15 protein-coding genes and 2 pseudogenes are annotated in these 21,428 nt (G+C 73.9%); 7 read left to right on the top strand and 10 right to left on the bottom strand.

What is annotated here, in order from left to right; all coding sequences use genetic code 11:
• Positions 1-231: 231 nt before the first annotated feature.
• On the top strand, positions 232-738 hold the full coding sequence (locus AB0917_RS04960) for an ATP-binding protein (protein ID WP_366818052.1): 507 nt from the start codon (positions 232-234) through the stop codon (positions 736-738).
• 277 nt (positions 739-1,015) lie between these two features.
• Here AB0917_RS04960 and AB0917_RS04955 read toward each other — a convergent pair whose 3' ends face one another.
• Positions 1,016-1,258, bottom strand: a complete 243-nt coding sequence (locus AB0917_RS04955; RefSeq protein ID WP_084747163.1) for a DUF397 domain-containing protein — start codon at positions 1,256-1,258, stop codon at positions 1,016-1,018.
• Positions 1,259-1,545: 287 nt separating this feature from the next.
• Here AB0917_RS04955 and AB0917_RS04950 point away from each other — a divergent pair, with 287 nt between their 5' ends.
• Positions 1,546-2,097: a hypothetical protein gene (locus AB0917_RS04950; RefSeq protein ID WP_366818051.1), complete on the top strand. Its 552-nt coding sequence runs from the start codon at positions 1,546-1,548 to the stop codon at positions 2,095-2,097.
• A gap of 141 nt (positions 2,098-2,238) precedes the next feature.
• On the opposite strand, the gene AB0917_RS04945 is transcribed toward AB0917_RS04950, so the two are convergent.
• Both AB0917_RS04945 and AB0917_RS04940 read right to left on the bottom strand, forming a co-directional pair.
• The gene (locus AB0917_RS04945; RefSeq protein ID WP_366818050.1) at positions 2,239-4,365 is read right to left on the bottom strand and encodes an FUSC family protein; all 2,127 of its coding nucleotides are present in this window, start codon (positions 4,363-4,365) and stop codon (positions 2,239-2,241) included.
• 36 nt (positions 4,366-4,401) lie between these two features.
• A complete protein-coding gene (locus tag AB0917_RS04940; RefSeq protein ID WP_366818049.1) occupies positions 4,402-5,625 on the bottom strand; it encodes a DUF2786 domain-containing protein in 1,224 nt (407 codons plus the stop codon).
• Positions 5,626-5,935: 310 nt separating this feature from the next.
• Here AB0917_RS04940 and AB0917_RS04935 point away from each other — a divergent pair, with 310 nt between their 5' ends.
• Positions 5,936-7,609: a bifunctional 3'-5' exonuclease/DNA polymerase gene (locus tag AB0917_RS04935; protein ID WP_366818048.1), complete on the top strand. Its 1,674-nt coding sequence runs from the start codon at positions 5,936-5,938 to the stop codon at positions 7,607-7,609.
• 37 nt (positions 7,610-7,646) lie between these two features.
• On the opposite strand, the gene AB0917_RS04930 is transcribed toward AB0917_RS04935, so the two are convergent.
• From AB0917_RS04930 to AB0917_RS04915, 4 genes are all read right to left on the bottom strand, one after another.
• On the bottom strand, positions 7,647-8,471 hold the full coding sequence (locus AB0917_RS04930; RefSeq protein ID WP_366818047.1) for a hypothetical protein: 825 nt from the start codon (positions 8,469-8,471) through the stop codon (positions 7,647-7,649).
• A gap of 167 nt (positions 8,472-8,638) precedes the next feature.
• Complete coding sequence (locus AB0917_RS04925) at positions 8,639-9,148, bottom strand: SigE family RNA polymerase sigma factor (protein WP_366818046.1); 510 nt, start codon at positions 9,146-9,148, stop codon at positions 8,639-8,641.
• A 270-nt stretch (positions 9,149-9,418) separates the two neighbouring features.
• Positions 9,419-10,273, bottom strand: coding sequence for a carbohydrate-binding protein (locus AB0917_RS04920; RefSeq protein ID WP_366818045.1), 855 nt, complete (start codon positions 10,271-10,273; stop codon positions 9,419-9,421).
• Positions 10,274-10,389: 116 nt separating this feature from the next.
• Positions 10,390-11,757 (bottom strand): carbohydrate-binding protein, encoded by a 1,368-nt coding sequence (locus AB0917_RS04915; protein WP_366818044.1) that lies wholly within the window; start codon positions 11,755-11,757, stop codon positions 10,390-10,392.
• A gap of 250 nt (positions 11,758-12,007) precedes the next feature.
• Between AB0917_RS04915 and AB0917_RS04910 the strand changes: the two genes are divergently transcribed.
• Complete coding sequence (locus AB0917_RS04910) at positions 12,008-12,697, top strand: phosphotransferase (protein WP_366818043.1); 690 nt, start codon at positions 12,008-12,010, stop codon at positions 12,695-12,697.
• Positions 12,698-12,704: 7 nt separating this feature from the next.
• On the opposite strand, the pseudogene AB0917_RS04905 reads toward AB0917_RS04910, so the two are convergent.
• A pseudogene (locus AB0917_RS04905) lies at positions 12,705-13,060 on the bottom strand (FtsX-like permease family protein); the annotation flags it as partial.
• 85 nt (positions 13,061-13,145) lie between these two features.
• Between AB0917_RS04905 and AB0917_RS04900 the strand changes: the two are divergent.
• From AB0917_RS04900 to AB0917_RS04890, 3 genes are read left to right on the top strand one after another with little or no spacing between them, the layout of a single operon-like run.
• Entirely contained in the window at positions 13,146-14,090 is a 945-nt protein-coding gene (locus AB0917_RS04900; protein WP_366818042.1) for an ABC transporter ATP-binding protein, read from the top strand.
• A complete protein-coding gene (locus AB0917_RS04895; RefSeq protein WP_366818041.1) occupies positions 14,087-15,061 on the top strand; it encodes an ABC transporter permease in 975 nt (324 codons plus the stop codon). The genes AB0917_RS04900 and AB0917_RS04895 overlap by 4 nt, the downstream gene beginning before the upstream one ends.
• A gap of 46 nt (positions 15,062-15,107) precedes the next feature.
• Complete coding sequence (locus tag AB0917_RS04890; protein ID WP_366818106.1) at positions 15,108-15,512, top strand: GntR family transcriptional regulator; 405 nt, start codon at positions 15,108-15,110, stop codon at positions 15,510-15,512.
• Between the two features lie 121 nt (positions 15,513-15,633).
• On the opposite strand, the pseudogene AB0917_RS04885 reads toward AB0917_RS04890, so the two are convergent.
• Positions 15,634-17,809 (bottom strand): annotated as a pseudogene (locus tag AB0917_RS04885) (protein kinase).
• Positions 17,810-18,471: 662 nt separating this feature from the next.
• On the bottom strand, positions 18,472-21,426 hold the full coding sequence (locus AB0917_RS04880) for a tetratricopeptide repeat protein (protein WP_366818040.1): 2,955 nt from the start codon (positions 21,424-21,426) through the stop codon (positions 18,472-18,474).
• Between the last annotated feature and the right edge of the window lie 2 nt (positions 21,427-21,428).

The following is a 21,428-nucleotide window of genomic DNA, read 5'->3' as shown; positions in this document are numbered from 1 at the left end:
TCCGAAACTGCCCGACGGAATAAATACCCCGTAATCACCACGGTATCGGGCAGGTCAGGCGCGTGCACGTGCATCTGCCCTTGCATCTGCCCTGCGCATTGGGAAGCATGACCCCTGCGCACCTGCGTGCTCGTGTTGTGCCGCTGTACCCCCCGCAGTACCGCTTTACAGGCAGTGCCGCTACAGCCGCGAATCCCGGGAGTGCCTCGTATGGGGACGAATGGATCGACGATGCTCGAGCCGTTACGGCAGGGGCTTCCCCCGACCGACCCCTCAAGGGTCGCCGGATCGGCCTCCTGCGCTTTGCCGGCCCGCTACGAAGCGGTCGGCGGAGCACGGCAGTTCACCAGGTCCACCCTGGAACGGTGGGAGCTGAGCGACCGTTTCGACGATGTCGCCCTGGTGGTGTCCGAACTCGTCACCAACGCCCTGCGCCACGCGCTGCCGAGCGACCCGCCCCGGGAGTTCCAGGACCCGCCGGTGCGGCTGCACCTGATGCGGTGGAGCTCGCGGCTGGTCTGCGCGGTGCGCGACCCCAGCCGGAAGAGCCCGGTGGCGGGCGAGGCCGCCGACTCCGCCGAGTCGGGCCGCGGCCTGTTCCTGGTGGAGTGCGTCAGCGACAGCTGGGGCTGGCACCCCTCACCCGCGCCGGCCGGTGAGTTCTCGTCGGGGCCGTTGTACGGCAAGGTGGTCTGGGCCCTGTTCCGGCTCACGGACTGCGTGAAGAACGGACAGTGAGGACGGCTCGGGCGGGCGGTGCACACTGACCGCTCGGGCCCAGGGCGTGTCCGGCGGACAGGCCCTCACCCGGTCGTGCCCGTGACGGCGCGCTCGGGCCGCCTGGCTGCGTGGGCGCCCGGATGCCTTGGGCCGTCTGGATACCTCGGGCCGTCCGGGACCTTTGGGTCGCCCGGGACCTTTGGGCCGCCCGGGACCTTTGGGCCGCCCGGGACCTTTGGGCCGCCCGGGACCTTTGGGCCGCCCGGGACCTTTGGGCCGCCCGGCCCCGTCGGTGTCAGCCTCCGGTCGCCAGGTGGTCGAACTCGCCGTCCTTGACGCCGAGCAGCAGCGCCTCGATCTCGGCCGGCGTATAGACGAGCGCGGGCCCGTCGGGATGGCGGGAGTTGCGCATCGCCACATCCCCTCCCGGCAGTTTCGCGAACTCCACGCAGGATCCCTGGGAGTTGCTGTGCCTGCTCTTCTGCCAGACGACTCCGCGAAGCTCTGTGGCCGCCATGCCGTTGTACACGTGGTGCACAGGACGCTCCCCGAGTTGCAAAGTGCAAGTGTCAACTAGATCGGATCATAGCTCTGTTCATATGCCGATGCATGAGCAGATGCACGTGCACGCGGGGTGTTGCTTTGATTACAGACTTTCGCTCCCCCGCCGGAAGCGATCCGCGGCGTTCCGGAAACCTTCGGGAAACCTTCCGGAGGAGAGACGAACGGCACGCCTATTTCTCTCCCCCTCACCGGAGTTGACGAGACGAAACTTGGTAACGTGACGCGGTCTTTCGACCGGAGAACAGCAAGGGGGAACTCCACGTGATCAGGTTCGTACGCACCGGAGGTGTCGCGGTCGCCGCTCTGGCCGCCTCGCTGGCGCTGACCGCGTGCGGCAGTGACGACGACGTGCCCAAGAGCTCCGGCCCGGACGCCGGGTCGAGCGCCACACCCGGCGGCGACCCGGGCGACCAGGGGCCGGGAGGCGCCGGTGTGGACGCGGCGGCGCTGCACGGCACCTGGACGGGGCTGACGGACGGCAAGTACGTCACCGTCACCATCACCTCGGGCAAGGTCGCCCTCGTCGCCGAGCGGGCCGTCTGCCAGGGCGACGTGAAGAACACGGGAGAGGTGACGCTCGTGCTGGAGTGCACCGGCGGCTCCACCGACCGCACGACGGGCACGATCGTGTCCCACGACGACAAGAAGCTGGTCCTCTCCTGGGAGGGCGGGACCAAGGACACCCTGACCAAGACGGTCGACGCCGGCAAGCTGCCGACAGATCTGCCCTCGCCGCCGGACATGCCCGACCTGCCGGACCTGCCGGAGCTTCCGGAACTCCCCGAGGCGCCTGAAGTGCCGTCGTCGTCCTGACCGGAGCTCCCGGGGGTGCCGTCGCCGGTCTCGGGCCGGCCCCCCGGGCTCGGGCCGGCCCCCGGGCTCGGGCCGGCCCGTCCCTTCAGCCCCGTCCCTTCGACCTCGCCCTTTCAGCTCCGTCCCTTCGACCCCGTCTCTTCAGCTCTCCGCCAGGGTGCTGCTCACGCGGGTGGAACCGCCGCGCTCGTCCAGGGCGCGGGTGAACTCCTCCAGCGCCTCCAGGAGCAACGCCGCGCCCCGGCGCACCACCGGGTCACCGACCGCCGCGGTGCCGTCCTCCGTGGGCGTCGGCATGTCCCAGTGGGCCACCGCGTCCACCACCGGCTGCCAGTCGGGCAGCCGCCGCTCCCGTACCGCCTTGGCGCCCTTCTCGGTGGCCCGGCGCAGCGCCTCGGCCAGTTGGGCGGCGCCGGGCACCGGGTCGGCCGACCGGGCCGGCAGGTGGGCCTCCAGCACCATCGCGGACCGGCCGAGCTGGGCCAGGGCGTGCTGGGCGTCGGTGGCGGCGGCGCGGGAGATGCCCCGGTGGCGTACGGGTTCGTGCTGGGCGGTCGCCAGCGCCTCCTGCCAGGCGACCCTGGCCTCCCGGGTGGCGATCAGGGCGTCCCGTACCTCGTCCGGGTCGCGGTGGGCCGGATCGGCGTACCGGTCGACCACCGTCGCCGCGTACAACCCGTCCGCCACCAGCCACTCGGCCAGCCGGTTGCGCAGCCGCGGGGTCTCCCAGGCCGGGTAGAGGGCGTACGAGATCATCGCGAGGAGCCCGCCGACCAGTGTGAGCACGATGCGTTCGGTGACGGTCTGGGACCAGTCGTCGCCCGCCATGCCGAGCAGGAAGACGACATAGGCCGAGACGCAGACCTGGCCGACCGCGTAGCCGGTCCGCATCAGCAGGTACATCAGCCCGGCGCAGACCACCGCGAGGAGCGCGGAGAGCCGGGCGTCGGGGTGGGCGGCCTGCACGATGGCGGTGGCGAGCCCGATGCCGATGAGGGTGCCGCAGAACCGGGCGACGGAGCGGCCGTACGTCTGCGAGAACTCCGGGCGCATCACCATGACGGCGGTCATCGGCGCCCAGTAACCGTGCCCGAGCGGCAGGGCGGCGCCGACGAAGTACCCCGCCACGGCGACCACCGCGACCCGGATCGCGTGGCGCAGGATCGGGGAGCCCGGGTGCAGCTCCCGGCGCATCGCCTTCAGCACGACCGGCACGAGCCGCAGCAGGGTGGGGCGGTGCCGGGTGTCCGGGGCGAGGTTGTCGGGCAGCCCGCTCTCCGTACCGGTGCCTTCCGCGATCTCCAGGACGTCGTCGAGCAGGGCGGCGAGCCGGTCGGCGGCGCGGAGGGCGGGGCCGACGAGGATCACGTCGTTGTCGGGGGTCTTCAGGACGCCCAGGTCGGTGGCGGAGAGATGGACGGGTTCGCCGTACCGGACGGCCCGTGCGGCGGCGTCGAGCACGGACCCGGCCGCGCCGAGCAGCTCGTTCACCCAGGCCCGCTCCAGGCCGTCGGAGGGCACGCCCATCGCCGGGTCGGCCAGCGAGGCGAGGACCGGACGGAGGCGTTCCGCGATGCCCCGGGCGCCGTGGAGTTCGGCGGGGCGGCGGCGGGCCTGGCGCGGGGTGACGGCGGCGGCGCTGCGGGCGGTCATCAGGGGCAGCGGGTCGAAGGGGGCGACCGGGTCGTGGCGCAGCCGCCGGGCGTAGTCGGCCTCGGCCGCCAGCGCGTCGGCGAGCGCGTCGCGCTGCGCGCCCCATCTGCGGACCGGGAACAGGACGATCAGGGTCGCCTGGACCACCCCGCCGACCAGGATCATCCCCGCGTGGGCGGAGGCGTCCACGACGGAGGTGGGCAGGGTGATCGTCACCAGCATGATCGCCACGTTGGACGAGGCGATGATCCCGCCGGTCGGGCCCGCCGCCCAGGCCAGACCGGCGAGGAACGTCCAGGCGCCGAGCAGGCAGAGGAACAGCACGGGCTGCGAGGCGGTGACATAGCCGAGGAACGTCGACACGGCGAGGCTGGCACCGGAGACCAGGGCGAGCACCGGGCGCGGGCGCCAGCTGCGCTGGAAGGTGGCGATGGCCGCCTGGAAGGCGCCGAACGCCGAACTCGCCGCGATCTCGGGCCCGAAGATGACCAGGCTCGTGCCGACGACGAGGGCGAGACCGGCCGCTCCGCGCAGAGCGATGAGCGGTTCGAGTCTCTGCCGCTCGATCTCCAGCCCCGAACGGGCGGTCTCCTTCAGCGCCCGGAGCCAGCTCATGGGCCGAGCCTAGCCCCCAGGACGGACAAGCCGGGCTTACGCCATGATTTCGCCGTCACGTTCGCGGGAGGTGCGGCCGCGCGTCGAACCCATACGGGCCCGGTCGGCGGCCTCGGTGCCGTGGTTCCAGCCGTCCAGGTCGGTGGCGCCGCGGACCCGGGTGGTGGTGGTCCGGGGGAACATCCGCTCGGTGGCCTCGGTGACGGCGACGTCCCGGGCGGCCAGGACGGGGAGCAGGCCGCCCGGGGCGGGGCCGGTGCCGGCGTCGGTCCCGGTGTCGGTGTCGGTGTCGGTGTCGGCTGCCGTCGCCGTGGCCCGTTCGGTGGTGTCGGCGAGCCGGGAGCCCAGCCGCTGCGCGTACGCCATGAGGAACGACTGCCGGAAGGTCTTGGTCCGCTTACGGCCCGAGGCCCGCTGCCCGGCCTCCGCCCGGGTCATCGCCGCCGTCCCCTGCACGAGCAGCGAGGTGAACAGCAGCTCCACGGCGTCCAGGTCCGGCTCGAAGCCGACGACCGTGCTGAAGCCGAGGTCGCCGTTCCACACGGCCTGGCAGCGGTTGGCGGAGGCGACCGCGTCGAGCAGGATCGCCTTCGCGCTCTCGTACGGGGGCTCCACCCCGATCCGGCAGGCCCCGGGCGTCTCGGTGCTCCGGCTGCGGGCGGCGATGAGGGCCTCGTCGATGCTGTGCCGGGCCATCAGCTCCTGCGCCTTGGCCGTCAGCGCCTCGGCCTCCTCCGGGAAGCCGGTCGCCTCCGCCTTCGCGAGGAGGGCCCGGATCCGGGTGAGCATGCGGGGCTCGTCCGGGGCGGGCGGCCGGTGGAGGTGGTCGGCGGCGGTGCCGGGCGCCGGGCCGACGGGCTCGATCGCGGGGAGCCGCAGCAGCAGCCGGTAGAGCTCCAGGAGGTCGGAGGCGTAACCGAAGCGGTCCGGCTTGTTGCGCGGCGCGGGCACGGGTCCGGGCAGATCGGCGAGCTGGGCGCGCCAGCGGGGCGGCAGCTCGGCGTACCGGGCGGTCTCGGCGGCGATCAGCGTGCCCGCCAGCACCGCCCGCCGCTCGTCCAGCTCCAGCCGGACGAACCGGACCAGGTCGGCCGGGTGCCAGCCCCTCTCCCAGGCCCGGGTCACGAACTCCTCGCCGCGCCGGTGCAGCGCGTCGTCCGCGTCGGGGGCGGCGGCGAGCAGCGAGGCCCCGGTGTCCAGGGCCGCGTCACCCTCCGCGTACAGCGCCGCCGCGCATGCCTGGTCGATCACCGATTCCATCGGTCCAGGGTAGGCGGGCGCCCGCGGTGGCTGTACGGGGTAGGTGGGCCACCGCCGGGCTGCACGGGGCGTGCGCCCGCTGTGACTGTACAGGGGGGGAGGCGGGCCACCGCTGTGGCAGTACGAGGTAGGCGGACGACCGGTGGGCTGTACGGGGCGTGCGCCCGCCGTGGCTGTACGGGGGGGTGTAGGCGGGCCACCGCTGTGGCAGTACGGGGTAGGTGACCGACCCGACCGCTGGCTGTACGGGGCGGGCGGCGCGGGCTCCGGTTGCGGGGTGGTGTCAGTGGGGGGTGCCAGACTCGCACTCATGACCGAACGGTGGGCGGTGGCAGCTGCGGACGGGGGTGGGGGCGGGGCGCTGCTCGTGCCGCTGGCGGGGGACGGCACGCCCGCCGGCCCCGTCCTGGCCGAGCCCGATCTCGTCGAGGCGGTCCGCTCCCGGCCCGAGGTGGTCCGCTGGGTGTGGCGGTCCACCGCCGAGCTCTACCCCCGGCTGCTCGCCGCCGGGGTCCGCGTCGAGCGGTGCTACGACATCGAGTGCGCCGAGCTCCTGCTGCTCGGGCACGCGGGGCGGCTCGGTGAGCCCCGGTCCGCGGCCGCCGCGCTCGCCCGGCTGGAGAACGCGCCCGTGCCGCCCGATCCGCCGGCCCGGAGCGCCGAACCGGGTGCGCAGTCCTCCCTCTTCGAGCCGGCCTCCGGCACCGGGGTCCCCTTCGAGGGGCTGCTGCGGGTCTACGCGGACCAGGTGCGCCGCCACGACGCGGCCGAGCACCCGGACCGGATGCGGCTGCTGACCGCCTCGGAGTCGGCGGGGATGCTCGTCGCGGCCGAGATGCACCGGGCCGGGCTGCCCTGGCGGGCCGATGTGCACCGGGAGGTGCTGCACGGTCTGCTGGGCGAGCGGTACGCGGGCGGTGGCGAACCCCGCAGGCTCGCCGAACTGGCGGACGAGGTGTCGGCGGCCTTCGGCAGAAGGATCCGCCCCGACCTGCCCGCCGATGTGGTGAAGGCGTTCGCGCAGGCCGGGATCGCCGTGAAGTCGACCCGGCGGTGGGAGCTGGCGGAGCTGGACCACCCGGCGGTCGAGCCGCTGATCGAGTACAAGAAGCTGTACCGGATCTGGACGGCCCACGGCTGGAGCTGGCTCCAGGACTGGGTGCGCGAGGGCCGCTTCCGGCCGGAGTACCAGCCGGGCGGCACGGTCAGCGGACGCTGGACGACCAACGGCGGCGGGGCCCTCCAGATCCCCAAGGTCATCCGGCAGGCCGTCGTCGCCGACGAGGGCTGGCGCCTGGTCGTCGCGGACGCCGACCAGATGGAGCCGCGGGTGCTGGCCGCGATCTCCCGCGACCGGGGCCTGATGGAGGTGGCCGGTCACCACGGCGACCTCTACAAGGCCCTGTCCGACCGGGCGTTCCACGGCGACCGCGAACACGCCAAGCTGGCGCTGCTCGGCGCGGTCTACGGCCAGACGTCCGGGGACGGGCTGAAGAACCTGGCCGCCCTGCGCCGCCGCTTCCCGCTCGCCGTCGCCTATGTCGACGACGCGGCACGGGCGGGCGAGGAGGGGCGGACGGTGCGGACCTGGCTGGGCCGCACCAGCCCGCCGGTCGTGCTGGCGGGCCAGGACGAGGAGGCGGGCATCCCCCAGGAGGGCGGCGAGGCCCTCTCCGACGGCGGCCTGGCCCGGTCCAGGGGCCGCTTCACCCGGAACTTCGTCGTCCAGGGCAGCGCCGCCGACTGGGCCCTGCTGCTCCTGGCCGGGCTGCGCCGCACCCTCCACGAACAGGGACTCCGCGCCGAGCTGGTCTTCTTCCAGCACGACGAGGTCATCGTGCACTGCCCGGCCGAGGAGACCACCGCCGTGGCCGAGGCGATCCGGGCGGCCGGTGAGCTGGCCGGCCGGATCACCTTCGGGGAGACCCCGGTGCGGTTCCCGTTCACCACGGCGGTCGTGGAGCGGTACTCCGACGCGAAGTGAGGGGCTCGGCCACCGGGGTGCGGTCACGTCGGGCTCCCTACTCCGGCTGGAGCTTCAGCCACTCCGGGCTGGTCGCCACCGCGGTGAGCTGCTCCATGGTGAGCGCGGGCTCCGGCCGGGTGGCCGGCGTCGACTGCTCGCCGGAGTTGAAGGCCGAGACGACCACCCGAAGTCCGTCGGTCCGCATCGTGTCGGCCGTCCACCAGACGACCCCCGCGCCGCCCTTCTCCCCGGGCTGCTGAGAGGTGGCGAGCAGCGTGCCGTCGGGCAGCGTCGTCGCGTCGCCGTACAGATCGTCCGCGACGCTCTGCATGCCGGGCTGCACATTGATCTGCACGAGCGTGCTGCCCTGTCCGTCGTCGACCACGACGGAGGCGAACTCGCCCCCGCTGTCGACCTTCTGCCCCACCGTGAGGCCCTCGGGCAGCAGCTTCAGGAAGGTCGGCATCAGCAACGTGTAGTCGAGCGGGGGCTCCTCGGAACCGTTCGCCCCTCGGCGCGACGGGTCCGGCGAGCGCTCACCGCTCCGCTGGGTGTCCTGCCCCGTGCGCTCCCGGTCCTTGGCGGCGGACGTCGCCTCCCCGGGTCCGCGCGTGGCGCCGTCGGTGTCCACCGCGGGGCCGCCGCTCGCCACCCCCGTACCTTCTCCGGGGCCGCTGCCCAGCAGCCCGGCCCCGAACGCTCCCCCTCCCCCGACGAGGGCCAGGGCCAGCACACTGCCCACCACGGCGGCGCTCCGGCGGCGGCGGAGCGAGCGGCGCCCCTGCTCCAGGGCACCGTCCACCACCATGGCGCGGGCGGCCAGGTCGAAGGTCTCCCCGGTTCGGCGGAGCTCCTTGCTGAGTTCGTCTTCAAAGGGCATGGGAACCACCACTTCTCGTTCTGGATACACGGCCTGGACGGGCCTGGACGCACGGCGACGTGCACGGCCTGGACGCACAGCGGTTGACAGCGGGCCGACGCACGGTCGCCTGATCAGCGGACGGGCGCACGAGCGCAGGGTCAGTGGGCGGGCGCACGAGCGCCGGGTCAGCGGGCGGCGAACTCCGCGATGCTGCCGCCCAGCAGGGCACGCAGCCTCCCGAGGGCCCGCACACAGCGGGTCCGTACGGCGGCGGGGCTGACCTCGAGGGCGGCGGCGGTCTCCTCGATGCTGCGGTCCTCCCAATACCTCAGGACCACCACCGCGCGGTCCTTGGGGGCCAGTTGGGCGAGCGCCCGGAGCAGCGTCATGCGCAGCGCCGGATCGTCGGGATCGGCCCGAGCGCCCTCGGGCAGCTCGGCCAGCGGGCGTTCCGTGGCGGAGCGGCGGCGCCGGTGGGTCAGGAATATCCGGACGAGCACGGTCTGCGCGTACGCCGCCGGGTTGTCGATCCGGCGGGCCCGGCCCCAGTGCACGTACATCCGGCCCAGCGTCTCCTGCACCAGGTCCTCCGCGAGGTGCACGTCACCACTGGTCAGCAGACAGGCCGAGCGGTACAGATGGCTCGCCCGCCCCGCGGCGAACTCCTTGAACTCCTCGGCACGCGATGTCCTCATGCCCTCCCCCGTTCATCCGTCCCCCGTTCCGCCCTTCCACCTCATCGACGCGCCGGGGCCCGGCAAATGTTTCAGACCCCGCGAGAAATTCCGCCGGTAGCGCCGGCCCGGAAGGACCGCATGCGAAACAGCACGTGAACCACACGCGAAACAGCACGCGGAACCGCACGCCCAAACCGCACGCGAAACGGCACGCGAAAGCGCCCCGTTCACGCGCCGGACGGCGTGAACGGGGCGCGGGGCGGTGGTACGCGTCCGCTGCTGCTGTGTCTACCCGCGTTCCCACAGCGCGGGGACGTTCGGCGGCTCCCAGCCCGTGATGGACTGGTGTGCCTGCCGGCAGCGGTAGGCGACCCCGCCGTAGGTGACGCGGTCTCCCGCGCGGTAGGAGGTACCGGACGCCCAGGTGGAGCCCGGCGGGTCGGTGGGCGGATCGCTCGGGCCGGGCGTCTGGGCGACGTCCAGCACGAAGTCGAAGCTGCCCTGGCGACCGTTGCCGACGCTGCGGACGTTCATCAGCAGCCTCGGGTCGAACAGGGCGTCGGTGTTGTTGCGCGGCTCGTCCGGGAAGTAGAGCTGCGTGGTGACGATGCGGCCCCCGGGCGCCTGGGCCTTCACGTGGATGTGGCGCGTGCGGCCCGGGTAGAGGCCCGGCACGATCGTGGTGAGGCTGAACGCCCCGTCGGCACCGGTGAACTGGTGCCCCCGGAAGGCGTACTGGACCATGTCGTACGACCCGTTGGTGTCGGCCTGCCAGAAGTCGAGCAGCGCCCCGGAGATGGGCCGGCAGGCCCGCCCGAAGACGTAGCCGCTCACGGTGAGCGGTACGCCGGGGGTGCCCGGTGTCACCAGGCTGGTCCGCCGCGGGGAGTTGGGCTTGAAGTACGGGCCCTCCATCTGCGGCGGGGTCGGGTCGTCGCCGTCGTCGCACTGCGGGGTGGGCTCCAGAAGAGCGCCCCCGCCCGACGATGCGGCGTCCCGGGCGAGCGCGACGCCTCCTCCGGCGAGCAGAGGAGCCGCGCCCGCGACGATCGCGGCCTTGAGAAGACCCTTGCGGCTGATGCGCCGCCGGTCCGCCGACGCCTCGTCGGACGCGTTCGGCTCATGGGGGGTTGTGTTGTCCATTTGTGGGGTCATGACAGATTCCTCGGAGTCCTCGGTGCGGGGAGGCGGAGAGGTTCAGGAGGTTCGGTGACGCCGGGTGGCCGTAGCCGGTGGGACGAGGGACGTGGGAGCGGTGGTCAGATCCGCTGCCAGAGGGCCGGGACGGCCGCCGGGGTCCAGCCCGCCTGGGCCGTGTGCGCCTGGAGGCAGCGGTAGGTCGCTCCGCCGTACGTCACCGTGGCGCCGGCGGCGTAGGCCGTGCCGGCTGCCCAGGTGCCGCCCGGCTGGTCGGTGGGCGGCGGGGTGGTGGGCGGGGTGCCGCCACCGCTGGTGACGAGCGTCAGACCGTAGGCCTGCAGGGCCGGGAGGAGCGGCTGGAAGTACGTCGTACCGCCGGAGGAGCAGTTGCCGGAGCCGCCGGAGGTGACGCCCTGCGCCTGGCTGCCGGAGATGTACGCGCCGCCGGAGTCGCCCGGTTCGGCGCAGACGGAGGTGCGGGTCACGCCGGAGATGGTGCCCTCCGGGTAGGTGACGCTGGTGTTGAGCTGCTGGATCGTGCCGCAGTGCCAGCCGGTGGTGGAGCCGGAGCGGCAGACCGAGGCGCCGACGACCGACGGGGTGGAGCCGGCGACGGTCACGTCACCGCGCCCGTAGCCGTTGACCAGGGGCTTGGGCACCCAGTTGGCGTTGGTGGCGACCCAGGCGTAGTCACGGCCGGGGAAGGTCGAGCCCTGGAAGGTGCCCTGGGCCTGCTGGTTGACGCCGTTGGTGGTGGTGCCGACCCGGCCGCAGTGGCCGGCGGTGACGAAGCCGTTCTGCGTGCCGCGCGTCACCGAGAAGCCGACGGAACACCGGCCGCCGCCACCCATGTAGTACGCGTCGCCGCCGCGGATGTCCGCGAGGGCGCGGGGCTGCTCGGTGGAGCGGGCGACGGTGATCAGCTGGTCGCTGACCCCGGCGGCCTTCACGAACGCCTCGGCGGCCGAGGGGCTCGCGGCGTTCACGACGACCCGGTTGGCCTCGACGTCGACGTACCAGACGGGCACGTTCTTCGGGGCCTTGCTCAGCGCCGCCTTGTCGAGGGCGTCCTTGACCGCTTCGAGCCGGTCCAGGCTGTGGCCGACGACCTCGGCCTTGGCGCCCGCCTTCGTGATGAGGGCGGCCTCGGAGGCGTCGGTCGTGGAGACGGTGAGGTCGGCCTTGTCCCCGCTGACCCGGGCCCCGGCGTAGCTGTCGCCGAGGGACTTCTCCAGGCCGGCGGCGATGGCGGCGGCTCGGTACTCGCCCGCTATCCGGGTCTTGGCGGCCTCCGCGTCGAGGCCGAGGTCGCGCTCCATGGCGGCCAGCAGGCCGGGCGAGAGACTGTCGGCGGAGACGGCTGCGGGGGTGGCCTCCGGCGAACCGGCGGACGCCACTCCGGTCAGTCCCGCGAGTGCGAGCGCGCCCACAGCCACCGTGGCGGTTGCGGTGGTGAGCACGCGTCTGCGGAGCTTGGTGTTCTCCACGTAACTCTCCTTGCTTCAAGGGGGTGTCCGGCCCGGTGGGGGTTGGTCCGGACCAGGGAATTGCCGACACCGTAGCCGCGCGCGGAGCCGGCCCAGGAGATCCCGTTCACCCCCTCCTCCCGCGTTATGGGGCCATCGCGGAGCGGAAGGCCCCCCACCGTGATGGCCTCCGGGAACGGGCGTCGCCCCTCCTCCCGCGAAGCCACCCGGCGTCTCCCCTTCCCTGGTACGCCCGGGTAGGTTCGGCCCCATGCACACAGGGCAACTTCTGGGCTCGGGACGCACCGCCGACGTGTACGAACTCGACGGCTCCTGGGTCCTTCGCCGCTACCGCGACCGCTCCGACACCACGGAGGAGCTGGCCGTGATGTCGTACGTCCGCGCCTTCGGGTACCCGGTGCCGCGCATCGGCCCGCCGGCCGACGGGGCCCGCCCCACGGATCTGGTACTGGAGCGGCTGACCGGCCCGACCATGTCCGAGGCCCTTCTGGCGGGGGCCCTGGGCGCCGCCGAGGGGGGCGCGCTGCTCGCCCGGCTGCTGCGCGAACTGCACGCGATCCCGCCCCGTGTCTCGGCCGATCCGCAGGACTGCGTGCTCCACCTCGACCTGCACCCGGCGAACGTGATGCTGACGGACCGGGGGCCGGTGGTGATCGACTGGTCCACCGCCGAGGAGGGCCCGCCCGGCTTCGACCGGGCGATGTCGGCGCTGACCCTGGCCCGGGTGGCGCTCGACCCGGAGTTCCCGGCGCCCAGGGCCCAGGCCCGTACGCTGCTGTCGGCGCTCCTCGCGGAGCTGGCCGAGGACGGGGGCGCCGACGCCACCGACCTGGCCCGCGCCCAGGCCCGCCAGCGGGAGAACCCGTTCCTGACGGCGCCCGAACGCGGCTGCCTGGACGAGGCGATGGCGATGGTGCTGGGCTGCGCGCCCTCGCCGTAGAGGTGGCCTACTCGCGCGCCCCGGCCAGTTCGACCGGCCGGGCGCGCAGGGCGAACGCGGCGGGGACGACGGCGGACACGGCTGCCACGACGGCCGCGACCGCGACGACGGCCCCGGTCGCCCCCACGGCACCACGACCCCCGCCCGGACGCCCAGCAGCGCCGGCTCACCCCACACCCCCGCCAGGTTCACGGCGGCGACCCCCGCACCGATCACCGCCCCGACGGCCACCACGACCACGGCCTCCACCGCGACCAGCCGCAGCACCTGCGGGGCGGTGGCCCCGGTGAGACGGAGCACGGCGAGGTCGCGGGCGCGGTCGGAGGTGGCCGTCACCAGGGTGCTGGCCAGAGCCGCCCCCGTACAAGCACGTCGGCGCGCGCTTGACAGGCATTCCCTCGGAACACCATGATTCCCTTAATTGACTAATGGAATTGAGGAGAGGCGCATGGGAGACACGAGCACTCCGAACGGGACTCCCGGCAGCTGGGCGCTGGAAGCCCGCGGTCTGGGCAAGCGCTACTTCCGCGGGTGGGCGCTGCGCGACTGCTCCTTCCGTATCCCGGCCGGACGCATCTGCGGACTGGTCGGACCCAACGGCGCCGGGAAGAGCACCCTGCTTGGGCTGGCGACCCGGCAGATCCAGCCCACCACCGGCACGTTGAGCATCTTCGGCGTCCCCGTGGACGACCCCGCCGTGATGCCGAGGTTCGCCTTCCTCGGCCAGGAGAAGCCGCTGTTCAAGTGGTTCACCGTTGCCGAGACCCTCCGGATGGGCGCCGAGCTCAACCCCGGCTGGGACGCGGCGGCGGCCGAGCGGATCGTCCGCTCCGGGAACGTTCCGGCGCACGCGAGGATCGGCACGCTCTCCGGCGGCCAGCGCACCCGGGTCGCCTTCGCGCTCGCCTTCGGCAAGCGCCCCGACCTGCTGCTCCTCGACGAGCCCATGTCGGACCTCGACCCACTGGCCCGCGACGAGATGAGCACGCTGCTGATGGCCGAGGCCGTCGAGCGCGGCACCACGGTGGTGATGTCCTCCCACATGCTGACCGAGCTGGAGGACATGTGCGACTACCTGCTGGTCGTCGCGGAGGGCCGGATCCGGATGGCCGGGGACGCCGACGCGCTCGTACCGGCTCACACCCTGGTGACGGGCGTGGCGCGGGACGGCTCGCTGCCGTCCGGGCTCGACCGGCACACGGTGGTCGAATCACGCGTCCAGGGGCGGCAGTTCCAGGCGCTGATCCGGCCGAAGGGCCCGCTGCCCGCCGACTGGGAGTGCGTCGAGCCCTCCTTGGAGGAAGTCCTCCTCGCCCATCTCCGCTCCCCGGACGCACCCTCGCTCTACACCCAGGGCGCCCGCGTCGACGCCGAAGGGACCCAGGCCGCATGAGCACCCCGACCACGACCGATCGTCCGGCCGAACTCCAACCCCGGCGCCGCCTGTTGCGCGGGCTGCCCTGGCTCGTCGTACGCCAGCACCGGACCGCGCTGTCCTGCGTCCTCGCCCTCACCGTGCTCGGCGCTCTCTGGATCCTGTACCAGCGCCACGAGCTGGTACAGATGCTCGACGCGGCCGGCTGGCCGGAGAAGGAGGTCGACCACTGGGTCGACGACAGCCGGGGTTACAGCCACATCGCCGCCCTCCTCAGCGGCGTCCCGCTGGTCCTCGCCGTCTTCATCGGCGCTCCGCTGATCGCGGGCGACCGGGAGAGCGGCACCGCGCAGCTGGTCACCACCCAGTCGGTGACCCGTCTCCGCTGGCTCATCGCCAAGCTGGGCCTGCTCTACCCCCTCGCCCTGGTCTGCGGCTTGATGCTCTCGGCCGCGTTCACCTGGTGGTGGGAGCCGCACCGCTCCCTCTTCTCCACCCCGTGGGCCGAGGGCCCGGTCTTCGACAACACGGGCCCGGTCCTGCCGGCGATCCTGCTCTTCATGGCCGCCACCGGTGTCACCATCGGCGTGCTGGTACGGCGTGTGCTGCCCGCCATGGTGGTCACGTTCCTCTTCACGGTCGCCGCCCAGTTCGTCTGGGACGAGATCCGGATCAGGCTCGCCTCCCCCCGGATGTTCACCTACCCCCTGGACGCCGAACTCCCGGACCGTTTCAGCGACGCGTACGAGCTCGACCGCTGGGTCGGCAACGCCAAGGGGGAGCTCTTCGGCTGGGGCACCTGCGCCGAGGCCACCGATCAGGCGCAGGACGCGTGCATCGCGAAGCACGGGATCATCAACAACGTCGTCGAATACCTCGGCTACGACCAGATGGCGGCGATGCAGTGGACCGCGGCAGGCCTCCTGCTCGCCGGTACGGCCCTGCTCACGGCGTTCGTCCTGTGGCGGGTCTCGCGCCGCCCGCTGTAGGGGCGGTGCGCACTCCTTACGTAAAGTGTCGGCAATCGAACGGGAGGTGAAGTCCGTGGTCGTGTTCCGCATCGACCGGCGCAGCGGGGTCGCTACGTACCTCCAGATCGTCCGCCAGGTCGAACAGGCCCTGCGCATGGGTGCGCTGGAGGAGGGCGACCGGCTGCCCACCGCCGCCCAGGTCGCCGCGGAGACCAAGGTCAACCCGAACACCACGCTGAAGGCCTACCGCGAACTGGAGCGGGCGGGCCTGGCGGAGGTGCGCCAGGGGGCGGGCACGTTCATCACCCGCACCCTCGCCCAGCCCCAGTCCGGCCCCGGCTCGCCGCTGCGCGCGTCCCTGTCCACGTGGATGGACCAGGCCCGTGCCGAGGGGCTCACGGGCCAGGACGTCACGGCCCTGTTCCGCGCGGCGTTCGAGACCGCGTACCCGGGCGAGGCGGCGGGCTGACGGGCCCGGCGCCCTCCCGGTGCACCCGGGCGAGGCGGCGGGCTGGCGGAGACCGGCGCGGCGTTCGAGACCGCGTACCCGGGCGAGGCGGCGGGCTGGCGGAGACCGGCGCCCTCGCCGGTCAGGCCCGGTCGTAGCGGTAGCCGCTGCCGTGGGCGGGGCCGACGTCGTGCAGGATGCCGGACCCGTCGACGGCGAAGGACGAGGGGCCGATGTCGCGGCACATCCCGGTGGAACGGGCCTTGTCCACGGCGGCGGTACCCACGTCGATCCGCTTCCCGCCGTTCGTCACGGAGGAGAGCGTCGCCGCGTACTCGCAGTGCCCCGAACCCTGTACGTCGGCGATGAGCGTCACCGCGACCTGCCCCGGGGAGACCCGGCGGATGGCCACGGTGTGGGGCTGGAGGACGGCGTACTGCGACGCGATGGACCAGGTCCCCACGAAGTGCTGCGGCACCCGGTTGTCCGGGGCGGCCGGAGGGGCGGGGGCCTCGGCGGGCGGGGTCGGGGCGGTGCCGGAGCCGGAGCCACCGCCGGAGCCGGAGCCGTTGTCGGGCCCGGAGCCGCTGCCGCTGCCGCTGTCGCTGCCGCCGTCGGATGAGCCGGAACCGGGCTGGGTACCGCCGCCACCGGTGGGCTGGGCGGCCTCCGAACCGCCCGAGCCCGCTGGTCCGGAACCGCCGCTCCCTGGAACGCCGGCGCCCCCGGAGCCGGAGGCCCCTTCGGTGTCCTTCTCCTTCTCCTCGCCCTCCCCGTCCTCCTCCTTCTTCTTCTCCTCCTTTTCCTCCGCCTTCTCCTTGTTCCCGTCCTCGTCCCTGCCGGTGGGGCCTGCGGAGGGGCCGTCGCCGGTTCCGGAGGGCGCTGCGGCACCGCTGTCACCGGCGTCCTTGCCGCCGCCGGACCCGTGTTGGAGGAACGCGACGGTGGAGCCGGTGGCCAGAACGGCGAGTACGGCAGCCGCCACGACCCAGGTACGGCGACGACGGCGCGGGGGCTTGCCGCCCGACGCGCGCTTGTCCGCGGAGACCACGAGGGCGGGGGTGGGGGCAGCGGGAGCGGCGGGGGCCGGTTTCGGCTTGGGCGCGGGTTTCGGCTCGGGCACGGGCGTCGGCTCGGGCTCAAGTCCCGGCTCGGCTTCCGGCGCGACTCGTGGATCAGGCTCCGGCTCGGCTTCCGGCGCCCGTGGATCAGGCACCGCCTCCAGCCCGACCCGTGGATCAGGCACCGTCTCCGGCCCGACCCGCGGTTCGGGCGCCGCCTCCGGCCCGCTCTCCCGTGCCCCCTCCCGTACGGCACCGAGTCCGGGCGCCGCCCCCGCCCCCGCCTCCGGCACATCCGCGTCCAGCAGCGACGCCGCCTGCCGGGCGAGGCGGGCCAGGAGCTGCGGCGGCAGCCACGCCCCGCCGCGCAGGGCGCCCGGATCCCCCGACGACGTACCCAGGTCCGCCAACAGGGCCTCCACACCCGAGCGTTCGGCGGGCTCCTTCGTCAGGCAGCGGCCGATCAGCTCGCGCAGCGCGGCGTCCCCCACCTGCGTGAGGTCCGGCGCCGACTCGACGATCCGGTACATCACGGCATGCTGGTTGCTCGCCCCGTTCCCGAACGGCAGCTGCCCCGTGGCCGCGTACGCCAGTACGCAGCCGAGCGCGAAGACGTCCGCCCCCGTGCCGGTCTCCTCGCCGAGGATCTGCTCGGGCGCCATGAACCCGGGTGAGCCGATGACCATGCCGGTGCTGGTCAGCAGGGACTCGACGGAGACCTGGAGCGCGCGGGCGATACCGAAGTCGATGACGCGGGGGCCGTCGACGGTGAGCAGGACGTTGGACGGCTTCAGGTCACGGTGCACGATGCCGGCCGCGTGGATGCCGCGCAGCGCCCGTAACAGCCCTTCGGCCAGGGCGTGCCGATTCGGCGGGCAGCGGGCCGTGCTCCCGGACGGCCTGCTCCAGGGAGGGGCCGGGCACATAGCCGGTGGCCACCCAGGGCTGGTCCGCGTCCGGGTCCGCGTCCAGCACAGGTGCGGTCTAGCGCCCGCCGACGCGGCGGGCCGCCTCGATCTCGCGGCGGAAGCGGGCCCTGAACTCCCCGTTGGCGATGTGCTCCTCATGGACCACCTTCACGGCGACCGTACGGCCCCCGGCGGAACGGGCCAGATAGACACGGCCCATGCCTCCCGCACCCAGCCGGCCGAGCAGCGGATAGGGCCCGATCCGTTCCGGATCGCCGGCCACGAGGGGGCGTATGCCCTCCATGGCCGTGTACCCCTCGCCGTCGCGCTGTTCCCTGCCGCCGCTCATGCTGACCCGATCCCCCGATGGCCTGTCCCCTGCGGTCACCCGCGCTCGGCCCAGGATAGAAGCCGCACCCGCCGCACCGTGCGGGCGGGCCGGTGGTTCGGGCGGCTCAACTGCGCGGCGCCGTCGCCTTGTTCCAGGCGCAGCCGACCGGCACCGGCTCTCCCCCTCGCGGGGCGCGCCGGCGGATCGTCCCCCATTCACCCGCCTGTTGACCGAGGGCCACCGGCACGTTCCAAGGGCGGCCGGGATGAGCGGCCTGGCCGCCTGCTCGGCGTCGCGCGCGTTGTCGAGCACGGTCAGTATCTGCCTGTCGGCTCAGGCAAGGGAACCTCCGGCGGGCGGGGCGGGGGTCCGCCGGGGGTTACGGGGTCAGGGCCAGGCACTCCGGACGCTCCGGGGCGCTCGGCGGCTCGGCAGCTCGGCGGACTCAGCGAAGTCACCGGGCTCACCGGACTCACCGGGCTCAGCGAAGCCACCGGGCTCAGCGGCCAAGCGCGGCGGACGCGGCGGGCGCGGCAGGCAGCGACGGACGCAGCAGCCAAGCACGGCCCCGCCCCGACACCGCACCCAGCCCCCGCACCCCATCACCGCACCGCCCCCCTCACCACCCCAAACCCCTCACCACCCCCGCCCCCTCATCACCCCCTCACCCCCTCACCCCCTCACCGCTCGTCGCGCAGCTCAGCCGCCAGGGACGTCAGCGGCTCGGCATCCTCCCCGTGGCCGAGCGCCGTCAGGCGGGAGATCGCCGCGTCGAGGCGGGTGAGGGCAGGGGCGGGGCGCTCCAGGTAGATCCCCTCCACCGCGCCCGCGAGCCGGACGCACTCCGCCCACTCGCCGAGCCCGCCATGCTCCGGCCCCGGCTCACCGACCAGGGCGAGGGCCTTGTCCAGGGCGGCGAGGGCGTCCTCGTACTGGCCGGCATAGGCGTTGACCCGCCCGTGCTCGTAGGCCAGGGCGCTGTCCAGGGAGCGCCCCACGGGCTCGAACCCGGCCGCGCGGGCCTCGTCGGCGATGCGGTCGGCCTCCGCGAGGTGGGCGAGGGCACCGGCCAGGCCGTCGGGGCCCTGCTGCTGGGCCTGGAGGCGGGCGAGTTCCCGCAGGCAGTTGCTGATCAACTCGTAGCGCGGGGCCAGGGCATGGGCGGCGAGCGCCCGCTCCGCGACCTCACGGGCCCGGTCGAACTCGCCACTCTCGCCGAGGATCACGGCCGTGTCCGCGGCGATCATGGCGTGGCTCCCCGGGTCGTCGTCCCAGCCGGCCGACTCGGCCGCGAGGGCGGTGAACTCCGCCGTGGCCGCCTTGAGGTCCTCGCCCGCGTGCAGCGCACGGGCGCGGACCAGCCGCAGCTGGGCGACCAGCCGGTCGTCCAACTCCCCCGCCACCACGTCCGGTTCGGCCAGCAGTGAGTCGAGCAGCGCGATGCAGTCCTCGACCCGGCCCAGTTCCAGGCAGAGCTGGGCCGCGTTGCTGTAGGTGCAGAACGCGTCCACCCGGCTGCCGCCGCGCAGCCCCACCTCCGCCGACCGGGTCAGGTGGGTCAGCGCCTCGTCGGGGCGGCCGAGGTGCATGCAGGCCTCGGCCAGGTCCCCGTGGAGACGGCCGGTGTCGACCGCGTCGGCCGGCCAGGCGGCGGCCAGCCGCAGCCCCTCGGCCAGGTCGGCGTGGGCGGCGGCCGCGTCCCGGAGACCGAGGTGGAGCCGGCCGCGCAGGCCGAACAGGCGCGGCAGGTGCCAGGCGGGGCCGTGCGAGGTCAGCCGGGAGCGGAGGGCGTCGGTCTCGGCGAGCGCGGCCGGCAGATCGCCGGAGAGCGCGTACGCACCGGACCGCAGCAGCATCGCGCCGGAGACCTGCCCGGCCAGGTCGTGCCGGGTGGCGAAGGCCTGGAGCAGATCCGCCTCGGCGAAGACCGGCGCGGCGTGCTCCTCGCTCCCCGACACCTGCAACCGCAGCCCCAGCGCGGAGGCCCGCAGCCTCAGCAGCCGCCCCTCGATGTACGGGGCGAGGCCGGGCGTCCCCTCCTGCAACCGGACCAGCGAGGCGTGGGCGTCGGTCAGGGCGGCGGCCTGCGCCTCGGCCGCGTCGGCCGCCCCCTCCACGGGGATCTCGGCGGCGGCGAGCACCGCGCAGGCCCGGGACAGCGCCACGTCACCCGGCGCTCCGGCGTCCTCGTACAGTCCGGCGGCCTCCTCGTGGAGTGCGACGGCGGCGGCGAACGCGTCCCGTTCGGCCGCCCGGTTCGCCTCCTCGGCCAGCAGGTCCGCGCGGAGCCGTACGTACGGGCCGACGGCCGGGTCCTCGGGATGGCTGTAGTCACCGGCGGCGACGAGCTTACGCAGCCGCGCCCAGCAGGCCCGCGCGTCCGGGTGCCCCTCCTCCTCCAGCTCCCGGGCCCGGAGGATGAGTTCGGGCAGCGCCTCGGGGACGGCGTCGGCCGTACGGGCGGGGGGCGCGGCGACGGGGGCGGCCGGGGCCAGGTCGTCCAGGCTGCGCGTGCGCAGGGCCAGTTCCAGCGCGTCCAGGAGCGGGGCCCGGTCGAGGCGTTCGCGGCGGCGGCCGGACTGGGCCGTGGTTCCGTTACGGATGTCGAAGCGGGCGGCGAGGTCGTCGGCCTGCCCCCGTACCTCGGCGCAGAGCCCGGCCACGGTCCAGCCGCGGCCCGCGTACCCGGCCACGGGCAGGTCACCGTGGCCGAGGCTCTCGACACGGCTCAACAGCACCTCGGCACCGGTGAGGAGGTCGAGCCGGTCCAGCGGCGACTCCACCTCGTCGAACAGGTTCCGGTTCTCCGCCAGCAGTTCGAGCCCGCGCCCCTCGTTGCCGGTCAGCGCACAGAACTCCAGGTGCCGGCCGACCTCACCGGCCATCGACGGGTTGCGGCGGCAGGCGCGGTACCCGGCGAGGTGCAGCTCCCGGGCCCGATCGGCGCGGCCGGTGCGCAGCAGGGGCAGCAGCGCGTACGAGACGGAACGGGCCGGCTCCTCCTGGCAGGACTCCTTCCCGGCCAGGACGGGCGCCCAGATCTCCAGCGCGCGCTCGTCGTCGCCCGCGGCGAGGTGGTGCAGGGCGCGCTCGCAGATCTCGCAGGCCTCGCAGTCGCTGTACGGGGTCCGGCGGCGGCCCGCCCAGAGCTCGTAGGCGAGGGTGGTGTCCTCGCCCACGTGGGCGGCGAGCTGGTAGGCCTGCCCGTAGTACGGCTGGAGGCCCAGGCCGGCCTTCTCGTACCGGTCCCGCATCTCCGTCAGCCACTGGCGCAGGCTGGGCAGCGGTATCTCGGGCAGGGCGCGCAGGGCGTTGGCCACCCACTTGAACCGCCAGAACAGCTGGTGGCGCAGGCGCCCGTCGAAGACCTCGGGCCGCTCGTCGAAGAGGGTGAGCAGGCGGGCGAAGACGACGGGCGACTTGCGGGGGTCGGAGCCGTAGGTGTACGCCTCCTGGAGTTCGAGGAGGGCGTGGATGAGAGGGACGGGCTCGTCGAACCGCTCGGCGGCGTCGACGAGTTCCTCGGCGGTGACGGTCCGGGTGCGCCCGTAGGGGAGCCGGCCGTTCTCCCCGAGCGCCCGCATCAGCTCGTCGGGGCTCTGGGGGTGGGGTGTGTGGGTCGCGTTGGTCGGCATCG

This window comes from Streptomyces sp. NPDC007346 (assembly GCF_040703535.1).
Taxonomy (GTDB): Bacteria; Actinomycetota; Actinomycetes; order Streptomycetales; family Streptomycetaceae; genus Streptomyces.
The sequence above is the reverse complement of the archived record's forward strand: the minus strand, read 5'-3'. Positions and strand labels throughout refer to the sequence as shown.